This is a genomic window from Tatumella citrea (genome assembly GCF_002163585.1).
GTDB lineage: Bacteria > Pseudomonadota > Gammaproteobacteria > Enterobacterales > Enterobacteriaceae > Tatumella > Tatumella citrea.
This window is the reverse complement of sequence record NZ_CP015579.1, coordinates 1,058,513-1,082,337: the sequence shown is the minus strand read 5'-3', so window position 1 is coordinate 1,082,337 and position 23,825 is coordinate 1,058,513. Positions and strand designations below refer to the sequence as shown.

Here is a 23,825-nt window from a genome sequence, read left to right as displayed (position 1 = left end):
GTTGAGCGGCACATTGCACAGCCACTGTGCATTACTGCCCTACCGGCCAGCGATCAGTCTCCAGATAGCGGTGGCATAAACGTACTGTCTCTGCCGACCACTGCTGTTCCAGGCCACGCGCCATTTCCGTACTGGCATGAGAACCCATCCAGGCACTAAGCTGTAACCGGCGCTGCATCAGTAAGTCCGGCAGTATAGCCAGATCTTCATCACTGATATGGGCCGTTTTTTCATAACCTGTCAGCCAGTTTTCTATCCATTCTGCTGCCCGTGGGTGATGTTCGAAGAAACTGATAGCCGCTGCTAAATCGTGCATATACCAGCCAAAACCGCAGTCATCAAAATCGATAATTTTAGTTTGTCCCTGATGGTGTAACAGATTAGTCAGGCGCAAATCGGCGTGAATCAAACCATAGCGTTCCGGCGACTGACCATAAGCAGACAACCGGTGGTTAATTTTATCCAGCGCCTGAAAAATCAGCGGGTGGTGATGGTTCTCCAGCAAGGGAGCATCCTGCCAGCGTCCCCAGTGCCCTTGCCCTCCCACCATGGTCTGATGATCCCAGACAATGCGCCGGAAGGACTCCGGCCGCTGCCACTGGCGACTGTGCTGGTGCAATCTGGCGGTGACTTCTCCGAGAGCACGGAAAGCCACGGGATCAACATTGGTGGTTGGCATCTCACCGTCCATCCAGTGAAAAATCACGACATGGCGGACATCCCCGTCTTCTGTTTGTAGCGTCTGTACCTGTTCTCCCTGCGGATCACTCACCGCCTGCGGTACTTCAGTACCACTTTCTCTGAGCGCATCCAGCCACAGTAATTCACTGACAATATCCTGCTTGCTGTGATAATTGGCCCGATGCAGCCTCAGAGCATAACGCTGCCCTGCAGATTCCAGCGAAAAAGTCGCATTTTCAGAACGGCAAATCAGTGACAGCTGCCCGTCACTCAACTGCGGATAGCGGAGCAACGCCGCCGCTGCTATCTGCATCAATTGCTGATCAGTTAAAGAGTCATTCTGTTGTACGTCCATTATCCGCACCCCGGTCGTTAATTAATTCAGTCATCGTTAACATCAGCATGCCTGCGGTAAGCCATGGATTTCCTGACTCTGTAACAGCAAAACCTGGCTTTACACGACAATGACACAGAACCGGAGAGCGAAGTTGACTTCACATGACAAATTTATGACAGCCCGGGTCAGGTATTCAGCCTTCTTCGCGCGGCATTATCCTTGTGACAGCTTATTCCGCAGATCTCAGATCCGGCGGGGAATGCATATACGACGGGGATACAATGATGACAACAAAACTTAAGCCCACGCTTGGTACCTTTTCACTGTGGGGAATTGCCGTAGGTCTGGTTATTTCAGGCGAATATTTTGGCTGGAGCTATGGCTGGGGTGTCGCAGGGACACTCGGATTTCTGATAACCACCCTCCTGATAGCATTAATGTATGGTTGTTTTATTTTTAGTTTCACCGAGCTAACGACCGCAATTCCTCATGCCGGTGGCCCTTTCGCCTACAGCAGACGGGCATTTGGTGAAACCGGCGGGCTTATCGCCGGGCTGGCAACACTGATTGAGTTTGTGTTTGCACCTCCGGCAATTGCTCTGGCGATTGGCGCTTATCTCAACGTGCAGTTCCCTACTCTGGACCCGAAGATTGCCGCAGTGGTGGCCTATCTGGTGTTTATGGGGCTGAATATCCTTGGCGTTAAACTGGCAGCGATGTTTGAACTGATTGTTACCTTGCTGGCAGTCATTGAATTGCTGGTGTTTATGGGAGTAGTTTCTCCGGGGTTCAGCCTGGCAAATTTCACCGCTCACGGCTGGGCCGGTGCTGAAGGTTTTGGAATGCAGGCGATCAGTGGTGTTTTTGCCGCTATTCCTTTTGCTATCTGGTTTTTCCTGGCCATTGAAGGTGCAGCCATGGCCGCCGAAGAGGCAAAAGACCCACGTAAAAATATCCCGCGTGCCTATATCGCAGGGATTCTGACGCTGGTTGTGCTGGCGCTTGGCGTTATGCTGCTGGCCGGTGGAGCCGGTGACTGGCGCAAACTTTCAGATATCAACGATCCCCTGCCTCAGGCAATGAAAATGATTGTTGGTGAACACTCCCGCTGGATGCATATGCTGGTGTGGATTGGCCTGTTCGGGCTGATTGCCAGTTTCCACGGAATTATCCTTGGCTACTCGCGGCAGTTTTTCGCACTGGCACGTGCCGGGTATCTGCCTCCCTCGCTGGCCAAACTGTCACGCTTTCAAACCCCTTACCGTGCAACACTTGCCGGAGGTGTTATCGGCATCATCGCGATTTTCAGTGATAACTGGATCCATCTGCAGGGTATGACTCTGACTGCAGCTATGATCACCCTGGCCGTGTTTGGTGCCATTGTGATGTATATCATGAGCATGTTGAGCCTGTTCAAATTGCGTCGCAGCCAGCCAGATATGCCACGGAGTTTTATGGCACCTGGTTATCCGCTGGTACCAGGCATTGCTCTGGTGCTGGCCGTTATTTGTCTGGTATCTATGATCTGGTTTAACCCGATCATTGCTCTGCTGTTTGTGGCAATTATGGCAGCGGGTTACTGCTATTTCCGTCTGACCTCAGCCCAGCGCCGTGAGGCTCCGCGCGATGAGTTGCTGATGAGCCAGGAGTAAACAGAGTCCAACGTGGCAGGAAGCCTTTCCTGCCACGTCCTTTCCCTTTTCCATGTAAGTTTCTCTCATTTATTACCGCGAATGCTGAAACGCGCTCAACGATTGGGTATCATCTCCCCCGCTATCCCGGACAATGCTGGCTTAAGGAATTCAGATGCTGTGGTTTAAAAATATGATGGTTTATCGTCTTAGTCGGGAAATCCCGCTGTCTGCAGACGATATGGAGAAACAACTGAGCGCGTGCAGTTTTACCCCCTGCGGAAGCCAGGATCAGATGAAAACCGGCTGGGTCCCGCCACTGAATAACCAGACCGATTCGCTGGTGCATTTCAGTAATGGTCAGATGTTGTTATGTGCCCGCAAAGAAGAAAAAATCCTGCCTTCGCCGGTAATTAAACAGGCACTTGAGGCCAAAATCAGTCGTCTGGAAGCCGAACAGCAACGGAAACTGAAAAAAACCGAAAAAGATTCTCTGAAAGATGAGGTTATTCATAGCCTGTTGCCACGGGCTTTCAGCCGCTACAGCCAGACCTGGTTGTGGATTGACACTCAGCATCAGCTGATTATGACTGACAGCGCCAGTGCCAAAAAATCTGAAGATTTACTGGCACTGTTACGAAAAAGCCTGGGATCATTACCCGTGGTGCCACTCGCGCTGGAAACGCCGGTTGAACTGACACTAACCGAATGGGTCCGTTCCGGCAGTCTGCCCGGAGGGTTTGCCCTGCTGGACGAAGCAGAGCTGAAATCTACCCTGGAAGAAGGCGGAGTGATTCGTTGTAAGAAACAGGTACTGGTCAGCGATGAAATTGCTCATCACATCGAAGCAGGAAAAAGAGTGACCAAACTGGCTCTGGACTGGCAGGAACGTCTGCAGTTTATCGTCTGCGATGACGGTACCGTCAAACGACTAAAGTTCAGCGATACACTGCGTGAACAGAACGACGATATTGATCGTGAAGATCCGGCATTACGTTTTGATGCGGATTTTGTGCTGATGACAGGAGAACTGGCGGCGTTTACAGAAGCCCTGGTTGCCGCGTTGGGTGGCGAAGCACAGCAATAACAGGCTTCCATGCTCTGCATTCGCAGAGCATGGAAAATCCGTTACAGGTAACGGCACAGGTAAGCGCTGTCTTCCGCAACCTGTAAATAGAATTCGCTGTTGCCCGGGACATTAAATACCTGACCGGCTTCATACCAGCGCCATTCGGTTTCACCTGGCAGTAAAACTTTCAGCGACCCGCTGACAACCGTCATTTCTTCCGGCTTTCCGGTGCCAAAAGTGTACTCACCTGCAGACATAACCCCGACCGAAGAAACCCCGGACAGCGAATTTTCAAAACCAATCGACTTCACTTTACCTTCAAAGTACTCATTAGACTTCAGCATGCAGATTCCTTATTAGTCAGCAGGGTGTTTCTGACAGTGTAAAAGCAGTGCAATCAACTTGTCACGTAAATAATCAGACCGATCATCAGCTTAATGAATTACGCTGTGCGGGTTTCACCACAGAGCAGTTTCCCCCGGATTCAGGCAGTTTCCCTGCGCAAATTCTCTTTAATACATTTTTCTTATAGATAAGCATTTTTATGAATTTTGAGATGGTGCGAATTTATGGGAGCGTAGTTATCAGACAACAAATGATGATAATAATCTCCCGGGGGTACGATGACTGTGACGCTAACTAACGGAAAAAAAGCGATTTTTGCACTTAGCCTGCTGGCGCTGAATAGCCTGGCCATTTCTGCAGCTCATGCAGATCAATTAGCGGATATTAAAAAAGCCGGAGTGGTAAGGGTTGCCACTTTTGATGCCAATCCACCGTTTGGATCGATCGATCCTAAGACTCATGAACTGGTTGGTTACGATATCGATTTTGCTAAAGCACTGGCCAAAGCCTGGGGAGTTAAATTACAACTGGTCGCCACCAACCCGGCCAACCGTATTCCGCTGTTGCAGTCCGGTAAAGCAGACCTGATTGTGGCCGATATTACCATTACTCCTGAGCGGGCGCAGGTGGTGGACTTTTCAACCCCTTATTTTGTGACCGGCCAGCAGTTTCTGGTGCCCGCCAGTTCCGGAAACTCTCTGGAAAGTTACAGTAAAGACCGGATAGGCGCAGTAAAAGGGACTACCGGTGAACAGGCTCTGCATCAGCGTTTCCCGCAAGCGCGTGTGCTGGCTTATGATGATATTCCGCTGGCATTAACTGCCCTGCGCAACGGTAATGTGCAGGCGATTACTCAGGACAGTACGATTCTGGCCGGACTCCTGGCAGAAGCTCCTGATAAACAGAAATTTAAAATCCTGCCTGACCTGCTGAGTAAAGAAGAAATTGGTGTCGGGGTTTCTAAAAATCAGCCAGCTCTGCTCAATGCAGTCAATGACGAACTGGTCAGTCTGGAGAAAAGTGGTGAGGCAGCGGCCATCTATAACCGCTGGTTCGGTCCGGGCACTCCGGCTCCTCAGCCGCGTAATTTTACTATTAAAGCCAACTGATATGTCAGCTCACTCATCTCTGTCCGCCGCTACGGCGGACAGTTCATCGCAACAGGCACAGATCCTTTTTCGCCAGGTCAGCAAAAGTTATGCCAGCCATCAGGTGCTTAATAGTATCGATTTGTCGGTCAATGCAGGGGAAGTTATCGCCATCCTTGGGCCTTCAGGTTCCGGAAAATCGACCCTTATCCGTCTGGTCAATCAGCTGGAGTCCATTACCAGCGGCGAGATCTATATTGATCAACAACCGGTCAGTACTCTGAAAGGTCGGGCCCTGCAGGACCTGCGTCAGCAGATAGGTTTTGTTTTTCAGCAATTTAACCTCTACCCACATCTGACAGCACTGCAAAATATCACACTGGCTCTGGAGAAAATTCACCGCCAGACTCCTGAGCAGGCCAGACAACGGGCGGTAAGCTTACTGAAGCAGGTCGGTCTGGAAGATAAAGCAGACCACTTCCCTGCACAGCTCTCCGGCGGTCAGCAGCAAAGGGTCGCTATCGCGCGGGCACTATCCTCAGAACCGAAAATATTACTGTTTGATGAGCCTACCTCAGCACTTGACCCGGAAATGATTGGTGAAGTGTTACTGGTGATGAAGCAACTGGCTCACAGTGGTATTACGCTTCTGGTCGTCACCCATGAAATGCAGTTTGCCAGAGAGATTGCCGACCGGATTGTGTTTATCGACCAGGGACAGATTCTGGAGAACAGCCATCCCGGAGATTTTTTCAGGGCTCCTGAGCATCCACGGGCACAACGCTTTTTGCAAAAAGTTCTTAATCCTCTGCATCAGGAATCAGAACCACTATGATTCATTTAGACTGGCACGGCGTGCTTTCCGGGCAACCACTGCAGTGGATCATTTCCGGTTTTCTTACCACGGTGTGGGTCACGCTCGCTGGCTGCATTCTGGCCACAGTGCTGGCAATACTGTTACTCGCCTTGCAGCTCAGCCAGTTTCGCCCGGCGCAGGCTATTGTGGCTGTCTGGGTTTTGCTGTTTCGCAACACTCCAATCCTGGTACAACTGCTGTTCTGGTATTTTGCAGCATGGAATTTACTGCCCGCCGACTGGAAAGCGGTGGTGAATAATGTTTATCCCTGGTCGGTTTTGCCAGGTAACGTCTGGTGGCTGACACCGGAATTTATCTGTTCGGCCTGGGGGCTGGCGGTGTTTGGATCGGCATTTCTGCTGGGCGAGGTAGAATCCGGGATTCGCGCTATTTCACGCGGGCAACATGAAGCAGCACTGGTTCAGGGATTTCGCGGCTGGATACTGTTGCGATGGATTATCCTGCCGCAGGCATTAAGCAATGCCTGGCAGCCGATAGTCGGGCAGTACCTGAATCTGATGAAACTTTCCTCACTGGCCAGCGCCATTGGTTTTGCAGAACTGACTTATCAGGTCAGGCAGATTGAAAGCTACAACGCGCATGCTCTGGAAGCATTTGCGGTAGGGTCCGCTATCTATCTGGTTGTCGGGTTACTGCTTGGTAGTGCTCTGGGAGCACTGGGGCGTAAGACATTTAGCCGCCCAATTGCTCACCGCCCTGCCACCGTTTCTGTTCTGCCTGAGAGTGAACCTGATGAACGCTGAAATTTCGGTGATTACCGATAATCTGGGATATTTACTGTGGGGACAGACTGCCCAGGGAACTCCGGGGGGCGTATTACTGACTCTGCTGATGGCAGCCGGTGCTGCCCTTCTGGCTTTACCGCTGGGGATCCTGTTGGCTGCCAGTGCGAACTACGGCTCCGTCAGCTGGCGCAGATTACTGTTTATCTGGGCTGATCTGATTCGCGGTATTCCACTGATATTTGTGATTTTCTGGTTGTGGTATCTGCTACCGATGCTGAGTGGTATCGAAATTCCGGGACCATTAACAGTAACCCTGGCGCTGGCCTGGTTCACTTCCGCGTCAGTGATGCATAGCGTGCTTTCCGGACTGGCTGCATTGCCTGCCGGTCAGTCGGAAGCGGCACGGGCACAGGGTTTCGGAACGGCAGCGACCCTCTGGTACATTTTGCTGCCTCAGGTACTCAGAAATATCCTGCCTTCGCTGACAGGTATCTTTATCAGCCTGTTAAAAGATACTTCGCTGGCTTTTATCGTCAATGTCCCGGAACTGACCACACTGGCCGGGCAGGTAAATAACCGCGTACAGATTTACCCGGTGGCTATTTTCGTGTTCACCGGTGCTGTCTATTATCTGTTGTGCTTAGGTCTGGAATTGCTGACAAAACGCTGGCAAAAAAGCCGTCGTCAGTGGGTATGAATGGTGCCGGGAATATTACCCGGCACGCTGCTGTGATAAAACCTGCAGAATATTGCTGACAACTTCCTGCGGCGCGCGGGAAGCATCAATAATATGATGAGCAGTAGCAGAATAGAGCGGACTTCTGACTTTAAGGATATCACTCATCTCTTCGGTGATCGGCCGGCCGGTCAGTGTAGGACGCTGTTCGGTTTCGGGGTCAGCACTCAGGCGCTTGGCCAGCTCTCCCGGTTCAACGCTCAGCCAGAATACCCGACCATGGTCACGCATAAACTGGCGATTTTCCTGGCGCAGTATAATCCCGCCTCCGGTCGCAACCACTGATGACTCAGCAGTTACCGCCACCAGCGATTCAGATTCTTTACTTCGAAAACTGTCCCATCCCTGCTCGGCAACAATTTGTGCAATGGTACACTGCAGTGACGATTGCAAATGATGGTCCGTATCATGGAATGCATAGCCCAATGTCTGTGATAACAGATGTCCGATGGTTGTTTTTCCACAACCCCGGGCACCTATCAGATAGATGGGTAATGACATAAAGGCCGATCCTCCGCCGGGATAATTATAAAGAGACTGAATATAAAACGTATGCATGATAACCGGAAATAGCGTCGACAGCCACCTGAAGACAGCGGTTAAACGCGCTAAATACGCCAGTCCGCGCCACTTCAGGCCGACCGCAATATTTTTTTACCGCGATTACGTTTACTTTAGCTGGCAGCACCCCCATATATAGAGAGCTGAAACGGGATTTTGCCAGATTCAGTCAACAGTATCATAATTTCAGGGCTCCGGTGACACCTGTGACAACTGCCGGGGTCATTTTGTAACAAAATGTCACAACCATTATCCCTGAACTTCAGAGGATAATGACATTAAAGATGATGAGAGGTTTCACCATGCAGAGCGAAGAACAAAAATTGATTGATGGTCTGTTTAGCCGTTTACAACAGGCTGAAAGCCAAACCGGCCCGCGGGATCCTGCGGCAGAACAGTTGATTAAAAGCCATCTGCAAAATCAGCCGGCGGCGGCTTACTATATGTCACAAGCCCTGATCATTCAGGAAGCCGCAATGAAAAAACTCAATGACCGGGTTTCTGAACTGGAAACACGGATTCAGCAGCAACAGCAACAGCAGCCACAACAAAGCAGTGGCGGGTTCCTGGCAGGTTTGTTTGGTGGCGGTAATTCTCAGCCGCGTCAGCCGGAACCACAGCAATCTTCTGCGTGGGGAAATCAGCAACAACCTCAGCAGGCACCTTCGCAACAACCTACCTATAACGCTCCTCCTGCAGCAGCACGCGGTACCGGCTTTCTGGGCGGGGCATTGCAAACGGCAGCAGGTGTCGCTGGTGGGGTTGTGCTGGCTGATATGCTGACCAGCATGTTCCACCACTCTCAGCCCGAAGAGATCGTGAATATTATTAACGAAACTCCAACGCAGACCCCGGATTTTAACCAGAACCTGGATACGTTTAATTACGGGGATAACGGCCTTCCGGCGGATGATAATCGCTGGGATGATAATAATAATGGTGGCGGATTTGACAGCTTCTTTGGCGACAATAACTTCAACGATGACGATGACAGCTTCCTGTAATCGCCCCCACTAAAAGTTCAGGCAGCCTCAGCGCTGCCTGAACCATTTATCCAGTTCATTAGCAAATAACTGCCGGTCTTTCTGATTAAGAGCCGGTGGCCCGCCTGATGCAATCCCGCTGGCCCGTAGCGTGTCCATAAAATCGCGCATGGTTAAACGTTCACGGATGGTAGCCGGAGAATAACGCTCTCCTCTTGGATTGAGCGCTGCAGCCCCTTTTTCCAGCACTTCAGCCGCCAGTGGGATATCAGCTGTGATCACTAAATCTCCGGCCATAGCCCGCTGGACAATTTCGTTATCCGCCACGTCAAACCCGGCAGCGACCCGTAAACTGTGCAGCCAGGGTGACGGAGGCAACCGCAGTGACTGGTTAGCGACAAAAGTAATATGTGTTTGCGTTCTTTCTGCCGCACGATAAAGTATTTCTTTGATTACTGTCGGACAAGCGTCTGCGTCAACCCAGATAGCCATAATCATTCCTGCCAGGGACTAAACCCGAATTGTGAACTATTATGCCGACGGAGAACAACTATTTATCTCCGTGTTGTCAGGGTGATATCAGATACTCAATTAATTTTCTGACACCAACAAAGGACAGGTAATGCTCAACAAAAAAATTGGTTTTATCGGCTGTGGCAATATGACCAAAGCAATCGTTAACGGCATTGTGAAAAGCCAGGTCATTGCACCGGAAAATATCTGGATATTCGATCGTAAAAGCGCAACCAACCAGGAAATGGCGGAAAAATATGGTCTGAATGCTGCTGAAAGCCCGGAATCGCTGGCCGGTGCGGTAGATATTCTGGTTGCTGCAGTCAAACCCAATGTGATCAGCAAAGTATTGAGCGATATTGCCGGGCAGATCAAAAAAGAGACTCTGGTCGTTTCCATTGCGGCAGGGGTTACCCTGGAAACTTTATCTGGTGTCCTGGGTGATTCACGGAAAATTATTCGCGTGATGCCTAATACCCCGGCATTAGTGGGTGAAGGCATGAGTTCTGTCACACCCAATGCTCTGGTCACCGCCGATGAAACTGCAATCGTATTAGAAATCTTCCAGAGTTTCGGTAAAGCCGGGCTGGTTAGCGAATATTTAATCCATTCAGTGGTCGGGGTAAGCGGCTCCTCCCCTGCATATATTTTTATGCTGATTGAAGCGATGGCTGATGCTGCAGTTCTGGGTGGAATGCCCAGAAAACAGGCTTACGAATTTGCTGCTCAGGCAGTGAAAGGGGCTGCACAGATGGTGCTGGAAACCGGACTGCATCCCGCACAGTTAAAAGACAATGTTTGTTCGCCAGGCGGTACTACGATTGAAGCCGTACAGACTCTGGAAAGCCAGGGGTTCCGCTCAGCGGTTATGCTGGCTATGCAAAAATGCATGGAAAAATCAGAATTTTTAAGCAAAAAGTAAATCTTTCGCAGGTTCCGGCCTAAGGCCGGAACTCCGCATATCAGTGCTACCAGTGTCTGAATACAGATATCAGCAGCCACAGAAAAATAAGTACAATCACGCCATTTTTTAGCACGTAGTAAAGTTTACGATTGCGCTTTTTCAGACGTTGTCCTGCATCACGAGCAGCACTAATGTATTTAAAAATCCGGTTAATCGCTCCAGTCCGGTCATTTTCATCATTAGGTGAAGCCGCCGCAGACATGAGATTTTTTCCAACCCAGTGATTAACTGCCTGAGCCCAGTGCCATTTCATAGGCCGTTCAATATCACAGAATAAAATTATCCGTGTTTGCTGAGTATCATTCTGTGCCCGGTGGACAAAGGTTTCATCAAAGATAATGGCTTCACCATCACGCCAGCTACGTCTTTCTCCATCGACCTCAATAAAGCACTGGTCATTGTTCGGAGTCACTAATCCCAGGTGATAGCGTACCGAACCCGCATAAGGATCACGATGTTGACCTAAGTGGCTACCCGCCGGTAATTCAGCAAACATCGCAGCTTTAATTCCGGGGATGGAATTTACCAGTCTGGTGGTCACCGGACAGAGTTGTTCTGCCGACGGATGAGCGTCACCATACCATTTCAGATAAAAGCGTTTCCAGCCACGTTTAAAGAAAGTATTAAAACCGGCATCATTATTTCCACTGGCCGCTTTAATGTGATCCTGCAGACTGATAGCTTCATTACGAATCGTTTGCCAGTGTTCTTTTAAAGGTTGTAACTCAGGAAAGGTTTGATCTGAAAACCACGATTGTTGTGATGGCAGAGACGAAAATCCGGTCATAAATATATTTACCGGTGCCATAAATGTCGAATGGTCAAATAATTGTCGGGAAATTTTTTGTTTTACTTTCCCGCGTGAATGGGCATAGCAAACACTAATAATAAATACGCAGATAATAATAAGTGCAACCACCACTCTCATCCTTAAGTTAATGATGTCTGAATACAGATTTCCGGATATGAAAAAATGTAAATTTTAATCTAAGATCTGACCGATGGATAATTTATAGTAACGTAAGTTATTTGTTGTTGCATTGAGTGCGGGATATGGCAGGGAAAGATATATAGCGTACATCTGCTCAATAAAAAACAGCCTCATCAGGAGGCTGTCTGTAAATGACTACCCACTACTACTGGCGGGAGATTAGCCTTTTTTCAGGCAACTGCTCATAAATGATTTACGTGCATCGCCTTTTAATGCTTTCTCTTTTGCATCAGCATTACAGGTTTTCATTTTATGTTGTTGTGGTGTCAGACCATCAACTTTATGATCTTTTTTCAGGCAGCTGCTCATAAAGCTTTTACGGGCATCACCTTTCAGACTTTGAGAACTGGCTTCATGGTTACAGTCAGTCATTTTTTGTTGTTGTGCAGTTTTTTCTGCAGCGGAGGCAGAACCTGCAGCACAAAGTCCGCACAGAGCCAGTGCGATCATCATCTTTTTCATTGCATACTCCTGTCAAATAGATACCGGTCATCAGGCCGGAGATAAAGCCGCCTTTAATATGGCGGAAATAATATTATCTGCGACTTATTGAGGATTATCCATCTGACTAAGGATGATTAATTGCAGAAATTTCTGCAATCAACCGGGAGTAGGCATCATCGTGACGAATTCCGTGAGCTGAATCGCTATTATCAGCAATCTTTTTATGAAGTTTTGTTTCAATCCGGTCGAGCGATTCGGGCGGCAGGCTATCCAGCATCGCCGATAAAATAACCTCCATCGCTGCGAGTCGCTCCGTCTGAAGCTTATATTCTTCATCTCTTTCAGCAAGTTTAATTAACAGCTCAGCGATCAGGTTTTTCATACTTAAGCCTCAGCATTCTCTGAGGCCTGAACTTAACACCAAATTCATAAAAAAACAGATTTTTTTATTAAACCGGGTACAAACAGAAGCAGGAGCTTCCTGAAGAAACAAAGTTGTTCACTAAAAGAAGAGTAATGTGAACATCAGAAGAGAAAAATGTGAATTACCGAGGCGAAAACTATACTAAAGCAAAACCGGCTTAGGACATCTGCCGGAGTTTCAGGACTGGTATGAAACCAGCCCTGATTCAACTGTTAGCGGATTAGTGTCCATTATAACCGTAGTGAGGACCGCCGCCGCCATGGCCGCCACCGCCCCAGCCACCACCACCGCCACCCGGAGGTGGGAAAATGCAGCCGTTCAGCATAACAACGAACCCCAGCACTGCAGCAATTTTAACTAGTCGTACCATAATAACCTCGATATTGTGGTTGTTATCTGAAAACATCCTCAGTATATCTCTAAGGTAGGTAAGAAAAATCCGCATCACATGGCTATTGATTTTGTGAAACTAATCATGACGATTTTCTTACAGTTAACAGACAGGAAACTGGCTTTAAAACCACAAAATTGCCGGAAACTGTTACTTTCCTCACGTTCTGATTCGACTATATCTGCAGATAAAGGCCCGTTACTGAAGAGACGTGGAGTAGTTCAAATGCACGTTACTATGAATTTTGCCCAAAAAAAATCCCGCCGGAGCGGGAAAAAGGATTCGGTAACGAGTGCGGATGATAATAAATGCCGATAATGACTTTCTGATGACAGGCAGTGACATTAACCACAATAGACTTTGGTAATGTTTCTTTGTGCATCGGCAAAAAAATTCAGGCGACGAAGGTTAAAATCCATAGTGACGACTGAGTCAGGTGCAATCGCTCTGACAGGGTTGTCAAAGCGCAGATTATTGACTGATGACAGCGGTTTACCGATATATTGCTGATAATCGGATGCGCCACACATATCATCATCCGGCACATATGTGGTTTGTGCTTTATCGTGATGGCTGGCTGACTGACAGCCGGCCAGCAGTACAATCCCAAACACCAGTAGTGCTTTTCCGTGTAATGTCATATCAATTCCTCTGTTCATATCCATACTTTCCGTTCTGGCTGGTAAGACGCCACAACGACCAGATAATTCAGAGCCTAATTTAATAACGAAATGACACATATGGCACGGAAAATCCGTCCTGAAAAGGATTAAAATTAGCTTAAGTTCACCACAGATAGTGGGCCTCAGCAGTTTATTTTTTTCAACAACTCAGCCGGATCTGTACGACTAAAATCATTCAGATTCAATCTATTCCATAAAAAAACAATACCTGTAAAGCCTGATGGTGAGCGGCCTGGCGGCAAAACTCTGTGGTGATTGCGTGCCATGACTCGACAGTGATTTGTACCATTGATATTATTCGGAAGATTCTTAACGTTGAGCGACCAATGAACACTCAATCAGACAAAATAACACTGACCGCGTTTTATCTTGGCAGTTTTGTTATCTACTACCTGATAACACTGATGATAACGCTGTTCCCTAATTTTGCTGCACTGCGTACCAGTGGTTTACTGGTGCCGGTACTCTGTTTGTTTGAATTTGCGGTCATTTATCCGTTATATCGTTTCTACTGCCAACGTCGGACAGATATTCCGTTTAATCAGCTTCAGCCATTGCAGACCCTGCTGTTCACTCTGGCGCTGTTTGTGCTGATGGTGGCCGAAACGCAGTACATGCTACCTGAAGTCTGGCTTTCAGAGCAGGCGAGCCAGGCACGCAGTTCACAGCTGATTTTACTGATCACCGCAGTATGTCTGGCTCCGGTGTTTGAAGAAGTGCTGTTTCGTGGATTTTTGCTGCAAACTTTTCTGCTGTGGGCGCCGAAAAGCCGCTTCGCCTGTATGCTACTGACATCTCTGCTGTTTGCAGCGATGCATACTCAGTATGTACACTGGCAATCAATTGCTGCCCTGACACTGTTTTCTCTGTTACTGTGTTGGGCCAGGCTGAAGAGTAACGGGCTGGCATTACCGGTATTTCTGCACACCCTGAATAATCTGATTGCTCTGGCTCCGGCATTGTATCTTTCAGCATTCTGAGCATGAAGCTCAGGGAGACCACATTAGTCTCCCCGCTGGCGCAAGCCAGAGTTATTTCAGTTAAGCGTTCTCCTGCTCAAAATGATTTTTAAATTGCTCATAAATCGAAATCATATTGGCTGCATCACCCTGGAGCGGACTGAGTTTGCCGGCACGCACCAGCTCGATGACCAGCTGTAATGCCGCCTGCTTTGGATGTTCTGCGGGTTGGGAAATCGCTTCATTCATAAAGAGTACCTGTGGATATTGAATGGAATAACGCAAACCGAAAGTGTAACGCAGTTAACTACTCTCTGGCAGAGTAACCGCTCTCTTTTTCGGTCTTTGATGGCGAACGGATGCAACAGAGTTGCCGGATTCAGGCATTACCGGCTGGAAGGATGAACCCAGCGACAATGCTATACTAATATTCCGGCTGCCGGGACACGAGGATACTGAGCTAAGGAGTCAGTTATGTTAATCGGATTTGTATTACTAGTCAGTGCCTGTGGCAACGATGCCTGTGACGCTTTACCCGTGTCAGAACATATTTTCCCCAGCCAGGCCAGTTGTGAAATGATGGCTGACAGGATTCATAAAGTACGCCCGCACGCAGTTTTGATTTGCGGGGAAGTTCATCGGGATCCACAACCACAATAACGCACCCTGTATACCGGTGAATCTGCGGCTCATCATCCGCCATTTCTGATGATTAATGTATTACGCTGAACTTCGGGCATCTTATGAGAGTAAAGAAACAATCCCGACCACGTAAACCTTCCGGGCGCTGGGTTTATTACCTGTTATATCAGGATATTATTTGGCCCTGCCCTGTCCGTTGGGAGTGGGAATCGGGTTTTGGTGGCTGGCTGCCCTTTTACTACGCACCGACGTTTGAATTTATCGCAGCCGATCCTTCCCGTGTCACTCGTATTCAGTCTTCCTGCAGGCCTGCCAGTCGCAGAAAAATTCGTCAGGGTATTCAGTATGCTGGACTGTTGGCCGGAGAGCAGGAAAATGATGAGTAATTGCAGGAAGAGAGTTCACAGCCCGCAGTAACTGCGGGCCGGATAAACCGTCAGTTGATTAAGGTATAATCGAGAGTAATTTCGGTGTTCAGTAACTGAGAGACCGGACAACCTGCTTTTGCTTTCAGGATAATTTCTTCAAATGCTTTCGCATCAATCCCTGGTAACTCAATCACACTCACCAAAGCGACTTTGGTAATAGCAAATCCCTCTCCTTTTTTATCCAGTGAAACATCGGCAGTAGTATCAATACTTTTCGGCGGATGTCCCGCCTGTCCGAGCATCAGAGATAATGCCATCGAGAAACAGGCAGCATGTGCCGCACCAATCAGCTCCTCAGGATTAGTCCCTGGCTTATCTTCAAACCGGGTATTAAATCCATAGGGTTGCTGACTCAGAGCACCGCTCTGGGTACTAACGGTACCCTGACCTTTAATATCACCTTCCCAATGTGCCGAGCCTTTTTTATGTATCGTCATACTTTCCTCCGGTTCAGGGTATAAAGAATTAAGTATAGACCTGATGCAACACACAACCGGGTTTTATGAATTATCCCAGGCTTGCAACATTAGCCAACAGCTCCCGGCTGATTTCACTGATCGATTTGGCCCCGGTGAGTGTCATTGCAACACGCATTTCACTGGCAATCAGTCGCAGTAAATTGTCTACTCCCTGCTGTCCATGGGTGGCAAGCGCATAGATAAATGCTCTTCCCAGCAGTACAGTATCAGCTCCCAGCGCCAGCATCCGCACGACATCCAGACCGTTCCTAATACCACTGTCTGCCAGCAATGTAATTTCCCCTTTCACCGCATCCGCAATCGCCGGCATAGCTCGTGCTGAAGACAGTACTCCATCCAGCTGTCGGCCACCGTGGTTTGATACTACAATTCCGTCAGCACCAAAACGTACAGCATCCCTGGCATCTTCTGGATCGAGTATCCCTTTAATCACCATCGGACCATCCCAGAAATCGCGAATCCACTCCAGATCTTTCCATGAGATGGAGGGATCAAAGTTATTTGCCAGCCAGCCAATATAATCTTCCAGCGCGGTCGGCTTACCAAGATAAGCAGACACATTACCAAGGTCATGAGGCCTGCCGAGTAATCCGACATCCCATGCCCAGCGAGGATGCTGTACCGATTGCAGATAACGGCGGGAAGCTGCGAATGGTCCACTCATCCCGGAATGGGCATCACGATAGCGTGCACCGGGTGTCGGCATATCGACAGTAAAGACCAACACCGAGCAACCGGCAGCCTTAGCCCTTTCCAGGGCATTACGCATAAACCCGCGATCCCGGAGTACATAAAGCTGAAACCACATAGGCCTCGACATTGCCGGTGCAACTTCTTCAATCGGACAGACAGATACGGTAGAGAGGGTAAATGGGATTCCGGCAGCAGAGGCAGCTTTTGCCGCCTGAACTTCGCCCCGCCGGGCATACATTCCTGTCAGTCCGACCGGCCCGAGAGCGACTGGCATCGACAATGTCTCATTAAATAACTGAGTTTCCAGACTCAGAGAAGACATGTTCCTCAGCACACGCTGGCGTAATGCGACCTGAGAAAGATCATCAGTATTGCGTTTCAGAGTGTACTCGGAATAAGCACCACCATCGATATAGTGAAATAAAAAGGGTGGCAGGCGTCGTTTTGCAGCAGCGCGGTAATCAGAAGAAGCAGATATAATCATGATCAATTCCCTGTTCGGGGCTGAAGCTCATCAGGCAGACAAATAACTCTGAGTTGTCTGGCATAATCTTCATCCAGCTGTTGGGTCGTTTTATGCACGAAACTGAGGTGACTGCCAGCGGCCAGCCTTGCAGCAGGAGCATCTCCGCTGAGGATAGCCTGTAACAGATGCCAGTGTTGTTTAGTCAGCTGACTGACAATTTGCTGACTGGCAAACATTTGCTGATGGCTCTGTAACACTGAGCTGTGCAGTAAACCAAACAATCCACGCATCGTCTGTAACAACACAGCATTATGCGAAGCTTCCGCAATCATTAAATGAAAGCGTGCATCAGCCTGTGCTATCAGGCTGGTATCACTGCCCGGCCGCAGTTCACTCATTGCATCAAAGCAATACTGCAGTCGCTGTTTATCGTTGCTGCTGGCGCGAAGCGCTGCATGCCATGCGGTGCCTGCTTCAAGAGTATGCCTGGCTTCCAGAATATCGAGCCGGTATCCGGGATCATCAGTCAGCAAGGTAGTCACGGGTTCCACCATCACCGGTTCTGTCCAGGGTGTAATCCGCTGCCGGACAAAGGTACCACCGCCCGGCTGAGTATAAACCACCCCTGCACTGTTCAGTTTCTGGAGTGCTTCACGAACCGACGCACGCGATACCTGCCACTGGCTGGCCAGTTCACGTTCAGAAGGCAGGCGCATTCCTGCATGCAATGACTGCTGTTTGATCAGTTGCTGCAGCAGGTTCACCAGCCGATCGGTGATTTTTTCGGGTGACCGGGTCATACATTTCTCCGCTTCCTCCGGATTTCAGAGGCTGGCAGTTTCAACAGTTCTGTTAATGTTAACACTGTGTTGTCAGAGATATCCTAACCACAGGAACCTAAGTTCGTTAACTAAATACGTTTAAGATCACATTCTGGATCAGTGTTCTGTGAATGAGATTACTTTTCCGGTGTGACTGGTCTGACCAAAAGTACATTTTCCGAACAGACTAAAATACCAGTGACATGGATAACTGCTGTTTTGCTATCCGGGTGACCAGCAAAAAAAAACTCTGACCACCAGGATCAGAGCTTTTGTGACACCCTAAGAAAGTACTTTGTGAATCAGTTAGTGTGCGTGGCTACAAAAATCGATAACCATTCTGCCTTTGATCTTGCCCTGTTCCATTTCGTGGAAAATATCGTTGATATCTTCTACCGGACGTTTTTCAACTTTAGGCACTACTTTACCTTCGGCGGCAAAGCGGAAGGCTTCAGCAAGGTCTTTACGGGTACCCACCAGCGATCCTACAACCTCAATACCATCCAGAACCAGGCGAGGGATATCCAGGCTCATTGATTCCGGTGGAAGCCCGACCGCGACCACCCTGCCACCAGCACGTACACAATAGACTGCTGAGTTGAAAGCAGATTTGGCTACTGCAGTGACTACAGCCGCATGTGCACCGCCACATTTTTCCTGCATGACTTTGGCTGCATCCTCTTTCAAAGGATTAATGGTCAGATCAGCCCCCATATCACGGGCGAATTCTAACTGCGCCTCATTAACATCAACGGCAACAACTTTGGCGTTAAATACATTTTTAGCATATTGCAAAGCCAGATTCCCCAGCCCCCCCAGCCCGTAGATAGCAATCCACTGTCCAGGTCGAATATTAGAGACCTTAACAGCTTTGTAAGTGGTCACCCCGGCGCAGGTAATACTGCTGGCCTCTGCAGAATCCAGCCCATCAGGGACCTTTACCGCATAATCAGCAACCACAATGCACTCTTCCGCCATACCACCATCCACAGTATAACCGGCGTTTTTCACACTACGGCACAGTGTTTCATTTCCACTGTTACAGTATTCACAGTAACCACACCCCTGGAAAAACCAGGCCACACTGGCACGATCGCCAGGCTTCAGAGACGTCACGCCAGGGCCAATTTGTTTAACAATCCCGATACCTTCATGACCAAGGATTACTCCGGTTTTATCACCAAAATCGCCATTTTTAACATGAAGATCTGTATGGCATACCCCACAATACTCCATTTGCAGTAATGCTTCGCCATGTTCAAGAGGACGTAACTTTTTATCAACAATTTCAACGTTATGATCTTTAGTAACGACAGCAGCTTTCATACCGGGACTCCTGTAAAAAGGTGAACAAAACCATATAACCCTGGCTGAGTTCACTTTAGTGAATCTCAGACGGCAGGCTTTGATAATTATCACAGAAAGATTAAATAAACTGACCTTTTAACACCAATGCACTGTAGCAGCTTCTCCGGCAGGCTGACCAGATGCAATTAAACATAAATGAGAATAAGAATCCTTTCTCTATAATCATTGGTTCTATACCTGCCTGCCAGGTTGTACCTGGTCAGCAGTACTGACTGATATGCGGCTGACTGACCTGATGAAAAAGTGCTCAGCGCCCTGAAAGTTTTGCCCGCTGCCCTTATTCATATCATTTGATTTCTACCATCAGAAATATTGCTTAAGATAGGCAGGTAGACTCTGAACCGATCGGTTATGCTGTTCCCTGACAGGCAAACCTCACCACTCCAGGCGTTGGACCCGGGGCGGTTATCCCAAAGTTAAGGAGACACTATGTCACAAGGTTTTAATGAACTGTCGGCTAAACGCAGAACTATTTATGCGCTGGGCCCAAATTTACCGCTGACAGATGATCAGGTCATCTCACTGATTCAGACGGCTATCAAAAACTCACCTTCTGCCTTTAACTCGCAAAGCTCCCGCGCACTGATTCTGCTCGGTGATCAGCATAAAACCTTCTGGTCCCTGACCAAAGAGCAACTGCGAAAACACGTCCCGGCAGATGCTTTTGAAGCAACAGATAACAAGATTAACAGCTTCGCGGCTGCTGCCGGCTCAGTGTTGTTTTTCGAAGATCAGGATGTAGTTAGCGGACTGCAGCAGAAATTTGCGGCCTATGCCGATAACTTCCCTGTCTGGTCAGAACACAGTACCGGTATTGCACAGTATGCGGTCTGGCTGGCACTGGCTGAACAAGGGATTGGTGCGAACCTGCAGCACTATAACCCGCTGGTTGATGAAGACGTACGTAAAACCTGGAATGTTCCTGCATCCTGGAAGTTACGTGCTCAGTTGAACTTCGGTTCCATTGAAGCACCTGCCGGCGAAAAAGCGTATATCGCTGACAGCGAGCGTTTTATTATTGCCCGCTAAGTGCCTCTTATCTTCAGGCCGGTGTCACCACCGGCCTGTCCATGATCACTGGTCTAAAACGTCCAGCGCCTGCTGTAGGTCGGCAATCAGATCGTCAGGATGTTCAATCCCTATCGAAACCCTCACTGTCGTTTCCAGAATTGCAAAGGCTTCGCGGGTCTCGCGGGCAACACCGGAATGAGTCGTCGTCGCCGGATGACTGGCCAGTGACTCGGTTCCACCCAGACTGACCGCCTGGCGAAATATTTTCAGCTGGTTCAGAAAGCGAAATGCATCTGCCTGCGACTGCCCGACATCAAAGGAAAAAGTCGAACCTGCCCCTGTACACTGTTCACGATACAACCTGCCTGCGGGTGTCGCAGGATCATTGAACGGCAGATAATGCACTGCAGTAATTTTCGGCTGTTGTCGCAAAAACTCAGCTACCCGTTGTGCATTGCTATTCGCCTTCTCCATCCGCAATTGCAGAGTTTCCAGAGAACGCCCCAGCATCCAGCATGAGTGAGGATCAAGCTGAGTACCAATCGCACTACGCATCTGCCTTACCTGTGCCATCAGCGTCCGGTTACCCATTGCCGCCCCGGCGACCAGATCAGAATGCCCGCCGACATATTTTGTCAGAGAATACACACTGATATCAGCCCCCAGCGACAGAGGACGCTGAAACACCGGGCCCAACAGAGTATTGTCACAAATCACCGGCGGACGAAATCCCTGTATCTGTTCCAGTTCATCGGCGAGCCTGGCGAGTAGCCGGATATCCGCCAGTGAATTGGTCGGATTTGCCGGTGTTTCGGCGAAAATTGCTGAAATCCTGCCGGCATTTGCTGCCTGCTTCGCGGTGGCTAACATCGACGGATAATCCAGTGAATCACTCAGTGGCTGACTGCTGATACCGAGCCTGGCCAGCGTTTTGTTAAACAGAGTTTCCGTCCCTCCGTATAACGGCTGAGTTTTTAGTACGACATCCCCCGGCTGGCATAGCGTCAGTAACACTGAGCTGATAGCCGACATCCCGGAAGAAAATAATGCGCAACGTTCGGCACCTTCATACAGTGCCAGGCGATCTTCGACAATCTCACTGTTTGGATGGTTAAATCTTGAGTAAACCAGCCCCTCCCTGGTGCCTTCAGGCGCTGGCTTTCGCCCGCTGGCAACATTAAAAAACTCCTGCCCCTCTTCCGCTGTTCGAAAGATAAAGGTTGAGGTCAGAAATACCGGCGGTTTAACTGCACCTTCTGAGAGCAGTGGATCATAACCGTAACTGGTCATTAATGTTTCAGGGTGCAGCTGGTGCTCTCCCTGACGGGTTTTCAGGCTTTTACCATCACTCATACAAAGTTCCTTTTGTTCTTCATCCCGTAAATTAACGGGAGATTCAGATATTACCCCGGGCAAGCTTCAGACCTGTCACCAGGAAGATATTCAGACAGCACTGCAAATCAGCCCCGAACCGACGCCCTGCCCTGAGCTGCGTTTTTCAGAAATCATAGCACCCGAAACAGTTGTTGCTGCCCACGGCGTAGCCAGTAAACAAACAGTCCGATAACCAGCCAACCCGCAGCGACCCCCAGAGCGAAAGCATGCATGCTGAACAGTACCGGTAGCAGCATCAACAAACCGGCCAACGGTAACAGTCCGTACAGCAGGATATTACGCAACCCAAGACGTTTTTGTCTGACCAACATCCAGCCTGTGACAGATAAATGCAGAAAAATAAATCCACAAATCGCCCCGACATCAACAAATGAAACCAGATGCGACAACCCATCCGGGGTCAGAGCAGCCACTATCGCCAACAGGCTGTTGACTGCGGCTGCCAGCAAAATACTGATAACCGGCAGACCGTTAGACTGGCTCACCTTACTTAAGGCAGACGGTAAAATTCGGTCCCGGGACAGACTGAACAGCAGCCTTCCTGCCGCCGCCTGACCAATCATTGCCGAGAATGCAGCACCGAATGCTTTTACTATCGCCAGTAAATCGCCCAGCCAGCCGGCTACCGATTGGCTCACAATACTGTAGTAAGCTTTACCCTGCATTTCCGGATGTTCAGTCAGCCAGTGACTGCTCCAAGGGCTGAGTAATGAGGCCAGCCAGGTCTGGGCAACAAACAGGCCGCCTGCAACAAACAGGCAAATCAACGTCGCTCTGCCAGTTTGTCTGCGGTCACCGTTATTCTCTTCACCAAACGAAGAGATGGCATCGAATCCCAGAAATGACAGTAATGCCACTGAAACTGAGGACAACAGCAGATCGGTATGAATCCCACCGGTCCCTGTCACTGGTTGCATAAGCGGAACGGCACTTCCCTTATGCCACACCACCCATGCACCGCCAATGAGGATCATCAACAGCACGGCAACTTCAGCACTGACAACCAGCAGAGAAACTTTTCGGGCCCGTTGCAGACCAATCACATTCAGCCCGGTAGTGACTGCAACCGCCAGTAACGTCCAGCACCAGACCGGCAATGCGGGAAATAAGGCATTCAGTGAGATACCGCTAAACAGATAAGCCACTGCAGGAATAAACAGATAGTCGAGCAGAATGACCCAGCCAGCGATAAATCCGGCCGCTGGTGATATGCCTCGGGATGCATAGGCATATACTGCTCCGGCATTAGGGACTTCTGCAGACATAACCGAATAGGACCAGGCTGTAAACGCCATCACCAGTGTGGCAATCAGATATACCAGCGGTGTCACGCCCTCACTGCTGGCTTCCAGTGTCCCGTATAGCCCTACCGGTGCGGCAGGACCGATAAACAGCAGTCCCATCACCACCATATCCCGCAGACGGAGTGTGCGTTTCAGCTGATTCATTATTTCTCTCTGTGTCTGTAAGCAGCCATCAGCGGCTGGTATTGTTATTTCGTTAGCTGCCAGATAATGACACAGTAAGAATTAAAACTTTATCTGCTTTCGCCGGTTACAACGCAAATAATGTGATAACTAACTGAAGAATCTGGAAAAAGCAGACAGGAAGTGACAGTACAAGACTTAGCATATTGATGACGGGAAGCCGAACTACCGGCACAAAAAAAAGGGGCTGGCCATTGGCCAACCCCTTGTTCTCTATTAACTTTTAGATGTCGCGTTAGCGATACCTTAGTTAAGACGCTCTCTGATACGAGCAGCCTTACCAGTACGCTCACGCAGGTAGTACAGTTTGGCCTGACGTACAGCACCACGACGTTTAACAGTAATACTGTCAACTACCGGTGAGTGAGTCTGGAATACACGCTCAACACCTTCGCCGTTAGAAATTTTACGAACAGTGAATGCAGAGTGCAGACCGCGGTTACGAATAGCGATAACCACGCCCTCAAATGCCTGCAGACGTTTTTTAGAACCTTCAACGACCCATACTTTCACTTCCACGGAATCACCCGGACGGAATGAAGGTACATCCTGTTTCATCTGTTCTTGTTCAAGTTGCTTGATAATGTTGCTCATAATTAAATCTCTTATCCTGGGTAAACTGATATATAGGGA

Annotated in this window: 28 protein-coding genes and 1 pseudogene; 12 read left to right on the top strand and 17 right to left on the bottom strand. The window is 49.1% G+C overall.

Annotation, left to right across the window (positions count from 1 at the left end; all coding sequences use genetic code 11):
- Positions 1-31: 31 nt before the first annotated feature.
- Positions 32-1,036, bottom strand: a complete 1,005-nt coding sequence (locus tag A7K98_RS05170) for a phosphotransferase enzyme family protein (protein ID WP_087487606.1) — start codon at positions 1,034-1,036, stop codon at positions 32-34.
- A gap of 266 nt (positions 1,037-1,302) precedes the next feature.
- On the opposite strand from A7K98_RS05170, the gene eat reads away from it, so the two are divergent.
- Positions 1,303-2,670 (top strand): ethanolamine permease, encoded by a 1,368-nt coding sequence (eat, locus tag A7K98_RS05165; RefSeq protein WP_087490370.1) that lies wholly within the window; start codon positions 1,303-1,305, stop codon positions 2,668-2,670.
- Positions 2,671-2,824: 154 nt separating this feature from the next.
- The gene (gene rdgC / locus A7K98_RS05160; RefSeq protein WP_087487605.1) at positions 2,825-3,736 is read left to right on the top strand and encodes a recombination-associated protein RdgC; all 912 of its coding nucleotides are present in this window, start codon (positions 2,825-2,827) and stop codon (positions 3,734-3,736) included.
- 41 nt (positions 3,737-3,777) lie between these two features.
- Here the strand turns inward: rdgC and ppnP are convergent, their stop codons facing one another.
- Positions 3,778-4,062 carry a pyrimidine/purine nucleoside phosphorylase gene (ppnP, locus tag A7K98_RS05155; protein ID WP_038018563.1) on the bottom strand — a complete coding sequence of 95 codons (285 nt, stop codon included), beginning with the start codon at positions 4,060-4,062 and terminating at the stop codon, positions 3,778-3,780.
- Positions 4,063-4,341: 279 nt separating this feature from the next.
- Between ppnP and A7K98_RS05150 the strand changes: the two genes are divergently transcribed.
- Genes A7K98_RS05150 through A7K98_RS05135 form a run of 4 tightly spaced genes read left to right on the top strand, consistent with a single transcriptional unit; the run spans position 4,342 to position 7,450 of the window.
- Positions 4,342-5,172, top strand: a complete 831-nt coding sequence (locus A7K98_RS05150) for an ABC transporter substrate-binding protein (RefSeq protein WP_087487604.1) — start codon at positions 4,342-4,344, stop codon at positions 5,170-5,172.
- Position 5,173: 1 nt separating this feature from the next.
- The gene (locus tag A7K98_RS05145) at positions 5,174-5,986 is read left to right on the top strand and encodes an amino acid ABC transporter ATP-binding protein (RefSeq protein WP_087487603.1); all 813 of its coding nucleotides are present in this window, start codon (positions 5,174-5,176) and stop codon (positions 5,984-5,986) included.
- Positions 5,983-6,771, top strand: coding sequence for an amino acid ABC transporter permease (locus tag A7K98_RS05140; RefSeq protein ID WP_087487602.1), 789 nt, complete (start codon positions 5,983-5,985; stop codon positions 6,769-6,771). Before A7K98_RS05145 ends, A7K98_RS05140 begins: the two co-directional genes overlap by 4 nt.
- Positions 6,761-7,450: an ABC transporter permease subunit gene (locus A7K98_RS05135; RefSeq protein WP_087487601.1), complete on the top strand. Its 690-nt coding sequence runs from the start codon at positions 6,761-6,763 to the stop codon at positions 7,448-7,450. Before A7K98_RS05140 ends, A7K98_RS05135 begins: the two co-directional genes overlap by 11 nt.
- A 15-nt stretch (positions 7,451-7,465) precedes the next feature.
- Here the strand turns inward: A7K98_RS05135 and aroL are convergent, their stop codons facing one another.
- Positions 7,466-7,990, bottom strand: a complete 525-nt coding sequence (gene aroL / locus A7K98_RS05130; RefSeq protein ID WP_087490369.1) for a shikimate kinase AroL — start codon at positions 7,988-7,990, stop codon at positions 7,466-7,468.
- Between the two features lie 362 nt (positions 7,991-8,352).
- On the opposite strand from aroL, the gene A7K98_RS05125 reads away from it, so the two are divergent.
- Positions 8,353-9,054, top strand: a complete 702-nt coding sequence (locus A7K98_RS05125; RefSeq protein WP_087487600.1) for a DUF2076 domain-containing protein — start codon at positions 8,353-8,355, stop codon at positions 9,052-9,054.
- 27 nt (positions 9,055-9,081) lie between these two features.
- Here A7K98_RS05125 and A7K98_RS05120 read toward each other — a convergent pair whose 3' ends face one another.
- On the bottom strand, positions 9,082-9,525 hold the full coding sequence (locus A7K98_RS05120; RefSeq protein WP_087487599.1) for a YaiI/YqxD family protein: 444 nt from the start codon (positions 9,523-9,525) through the stop codon (positions 9,082-9,084).
- A 130-nt stretch (positions 9,526-9,655) separates the two neighbouring features.
- Here A7K98_RS05120 and proC point away from each other — a divergent pair, with 130 nt between their 5' ends.
- Positions 9,656-10,468: a pyrroline-5-carboxylate reductase gene (gene proC / locus A7K98_RS05115; RefSeq protein ID WP_087487598.1), complete on the top strand. Its 813-nt coding sequence runs from the start codon at positions 9,656-9,658 to the stop codon at positions 10,466-10,468.
- Between the two features lie 46 nt (positions 10,469-10,514).
- Here proC and lpxO read toward each other — a convergent pair whose 3' ends face one another.
- From lpxO to A7K98_RS05085, 5 genes are all read right to left on the bottom strand, one after another.
- Positions 10,515-11,429: a lipid A hydroxylase LpxO gene (gene lpxO, locus A7K98_RS05110; protein WP_087490368.1), complete on the bottom strand. Its 915-nt coding sequence runs from the start codon at positions 11,427-11,429 to the stop codon at positions 10,515-10,517.
- 231 nt (positions 11,430-11,660) lie between these two features.
- Positions 11,661-11,963: a PsiF family protein gene (locus A7K98_RS05105; RefSeq protein WP_087487597.1), complete on the bottom strand. Its 303-nt coding sequence runs from the start codon at positions 11,961-11,963 to the stop codon at positions 11,661-11,663.
- A gap of 106 nt (positions 11,964-12,069) precedes the next feature.
- Positions 12,070-12,327, bottom strand: coding sequence for a sigma-S stabilization anti-adapter protein IraP (locus tag A7K98_RS05100; RefSeq protein ID WP_087487596.1), 258 nt, complete (start codon positions 12,325-12,327; stop codon positions 12,070-12,072).
- A gap of 262 nt (positions 12,328-12,589) precedes the next feature.
- A complete protein-coding gene (locus tag A7K98_RS21470; RefSeq protein WP_169715408.1) occupies positions 12,590-12,739 on the bottom strand; it encodes a hypothetical protein in 150 nt (49 codons plus the stop codon).
- A 365-nt stretch (positions 12,740-13,104) separates the two neighbouring features.
- On the bottom strand, positions 13,105-13,401 hold the full coding sequence (locus tag A7K98_RS05085; protein ID WP_087490367.1) for an I78 family peptidase inhibitor: 297 nt from the start codon (positions 13,399-13,401) through the stop codon (positions 13,105-13,107).
- A 368-nt stretch (positions 13,402-13,769) separates the two neighbouring features.
- Here A7K98_RS05085 and A7K98_RS05080 point away from each other — a divergent pair, with 368 nt between their 5' ends.
- Positions 13,770-14,423 (top strand): CPBP family intramembrane glutamic endopeptidase, encoded by a 654-nt coding sequence (locus tag A7K98_RS05080; protein ID WP_087487593.1) that lies wholly within the window; start codon positions 13,770-13,772, stop codon positions 14,421-14,423.
- A 60-nt stretch (positions 14,424-14,483) separates the two neighbouring features.
- Here the strand turns inward: A7K98_RS05080 and A7K98_RS21465 are convergent, their stop codons facing one another.
- Positions 14,484-14,651 carry a hypothetical protein gene (locus A7K98_RS21465; RefSeq protein WP_169715407.1) on the bottom strand — a complete coding sequence of 56 codons (168 nt, stop codon included), beginning with the start codon at positions 14,649-14,651 and terminating at the stop codon, positions 14,484-14,486.
- Positions 14,652-14,876: 225 nt separating this feature from the next.
- Between A7K98_RS21465 and A7K98_RS05075 the strand changes: the two genes are divergently transcribed.
- Positions 14,877-15,062 carry a hypothetical protein gene (locus A7K98_RS05075; protein WP_087487592.1) on the top strand — a complete coding sequence of 62 codons (186 nt, stop codon included), beginning with the start codon at positions 14,877-14,879 and terminating at the stop codon, positions 15,060-15,062.
- Positions 15,063-15,145: 83 nt separating this feature from the next.
- Positions 15,146-15,430 (top strand): hypothetical protein, encoded by a 285-nt coding sequence (locus tag A7K98_RS05070; protein ID WP_087487591.1) that lies wholly within the window; start codon positions 15,146-15,148, stop codon positions 15,428-15,430.
- A 50-nt stretch (positions 15,431-15,480) separates the two neighbouring features.
- Here A7K98_RS05070 and A7K98_RS05065 read toward each other — a convergent pair whose 3' ends face one another.
- The 4 genes and pseudogenes from A7K98_RS05065 to adhP form a co-directional block, all read right to left on the bottom strand.
- Positions 15,481-15,909, bottom strand: coding sequence for an OsmC family protein (locus tag A7K98_RS05065; protein ID WP_087487590.1), 429 nt, complete (start codon positions 15,907-15,909; stop codon positions 15,481-15,483).
- Between the two features lie 94 nt (positions 15,910-16,003).
- Positions 16,004-17,128, bottom strand: a pseudogene (gene lldD, locus A7K98_RS05060) (FMN-dependent L-lactate dehydrogenase LldD); the annotation flags it as partial.
- A 2-nt stretch (positions 17,129-17,130) separates the two neighbouring features.
- A complete protein-coding gene (gene lldR / locus A7K98_RS05055) occupies positions 17,131-17,910 on the bottom strand; it encodes a transcriptional regulator LldR (protein ID WP_087487588.1) in 780 nt (259 codons plus the stop codon).
- Between the two features lie 327 nt (positions 17,911-18,237).
- The gene (gene adhP / locus A7K98_RS05050) at positions 18,238-19,257 is read right to left on the bottom strand and encodes an alcohol dehydrogenase AdhP (protein ID WP_087487587.1); all 1,020 of its coding nucleotides are present in this window, start codon (positions 19,255-19,257) and stop codon (positions 18,238-18,240) included.
- A gap of 471 nt (positions 19,258-19,728) precedes the next feature.
- Here adhP and A7K98_RS05045 point away from each other — a divergent pair, with 471 nt between their 5' ends.
- Positions 19,729-20,328 (top strand): nitroreductase family protein, encoded by a 600-nt coding sequence (locus A7K98_RS05045; RefSeq protein WP_087487586.1) that lies wholly within the window; start codon positions 19,729-19,731, stop codon positions 20,326-20,328.
- A 45-nt stretch (positions 20,329-20,373) separates the two neighbouring features.
- On the opposite strand, the gene A7K98_RS05040 is transcribed toward A7K98_RS05045, so the two are convergent.
- The 3 genes from A7K98_RS05040 to rplS form a co-directional block, all read right to left on the bottom strand.
- Positions 20,374-21,663, bottom strand: a complete 1,290-nt coding sequence (locus A7K98_RS05040; protein ID WP_087487585.1) for a cystathionine gamma-synthase family protein — start codon at positions 21,661-21,663, stop codon at positions 20,374-20,376.
- Positions 21,664-21,815: 152 nt separating this feature from the next.
- Entirely contained in the window at positions 21,816-23,153 is a 1,338-nt protein-coding gene (locus tag A7K98_RS05035) for an APC family permease (RefSeq protein ID WP_087487584.1), read from the bottom strand.
- Positions 23,154-23,438: 285 nt separating this feature from the next.
- Complete coding sequence (gene rplS, locus A7K98_RS05030; protein WP_087487583.1) at positions 23,439-23,786, bottom strand: 50S ribosomal protein L19; 348 nt, start codon at positions 23,784-23,786, stop codon at positions 23,439-23,441.
- Between the last annotated feature and the right edge of the window lie 39 nt (positions 23,787-23,825).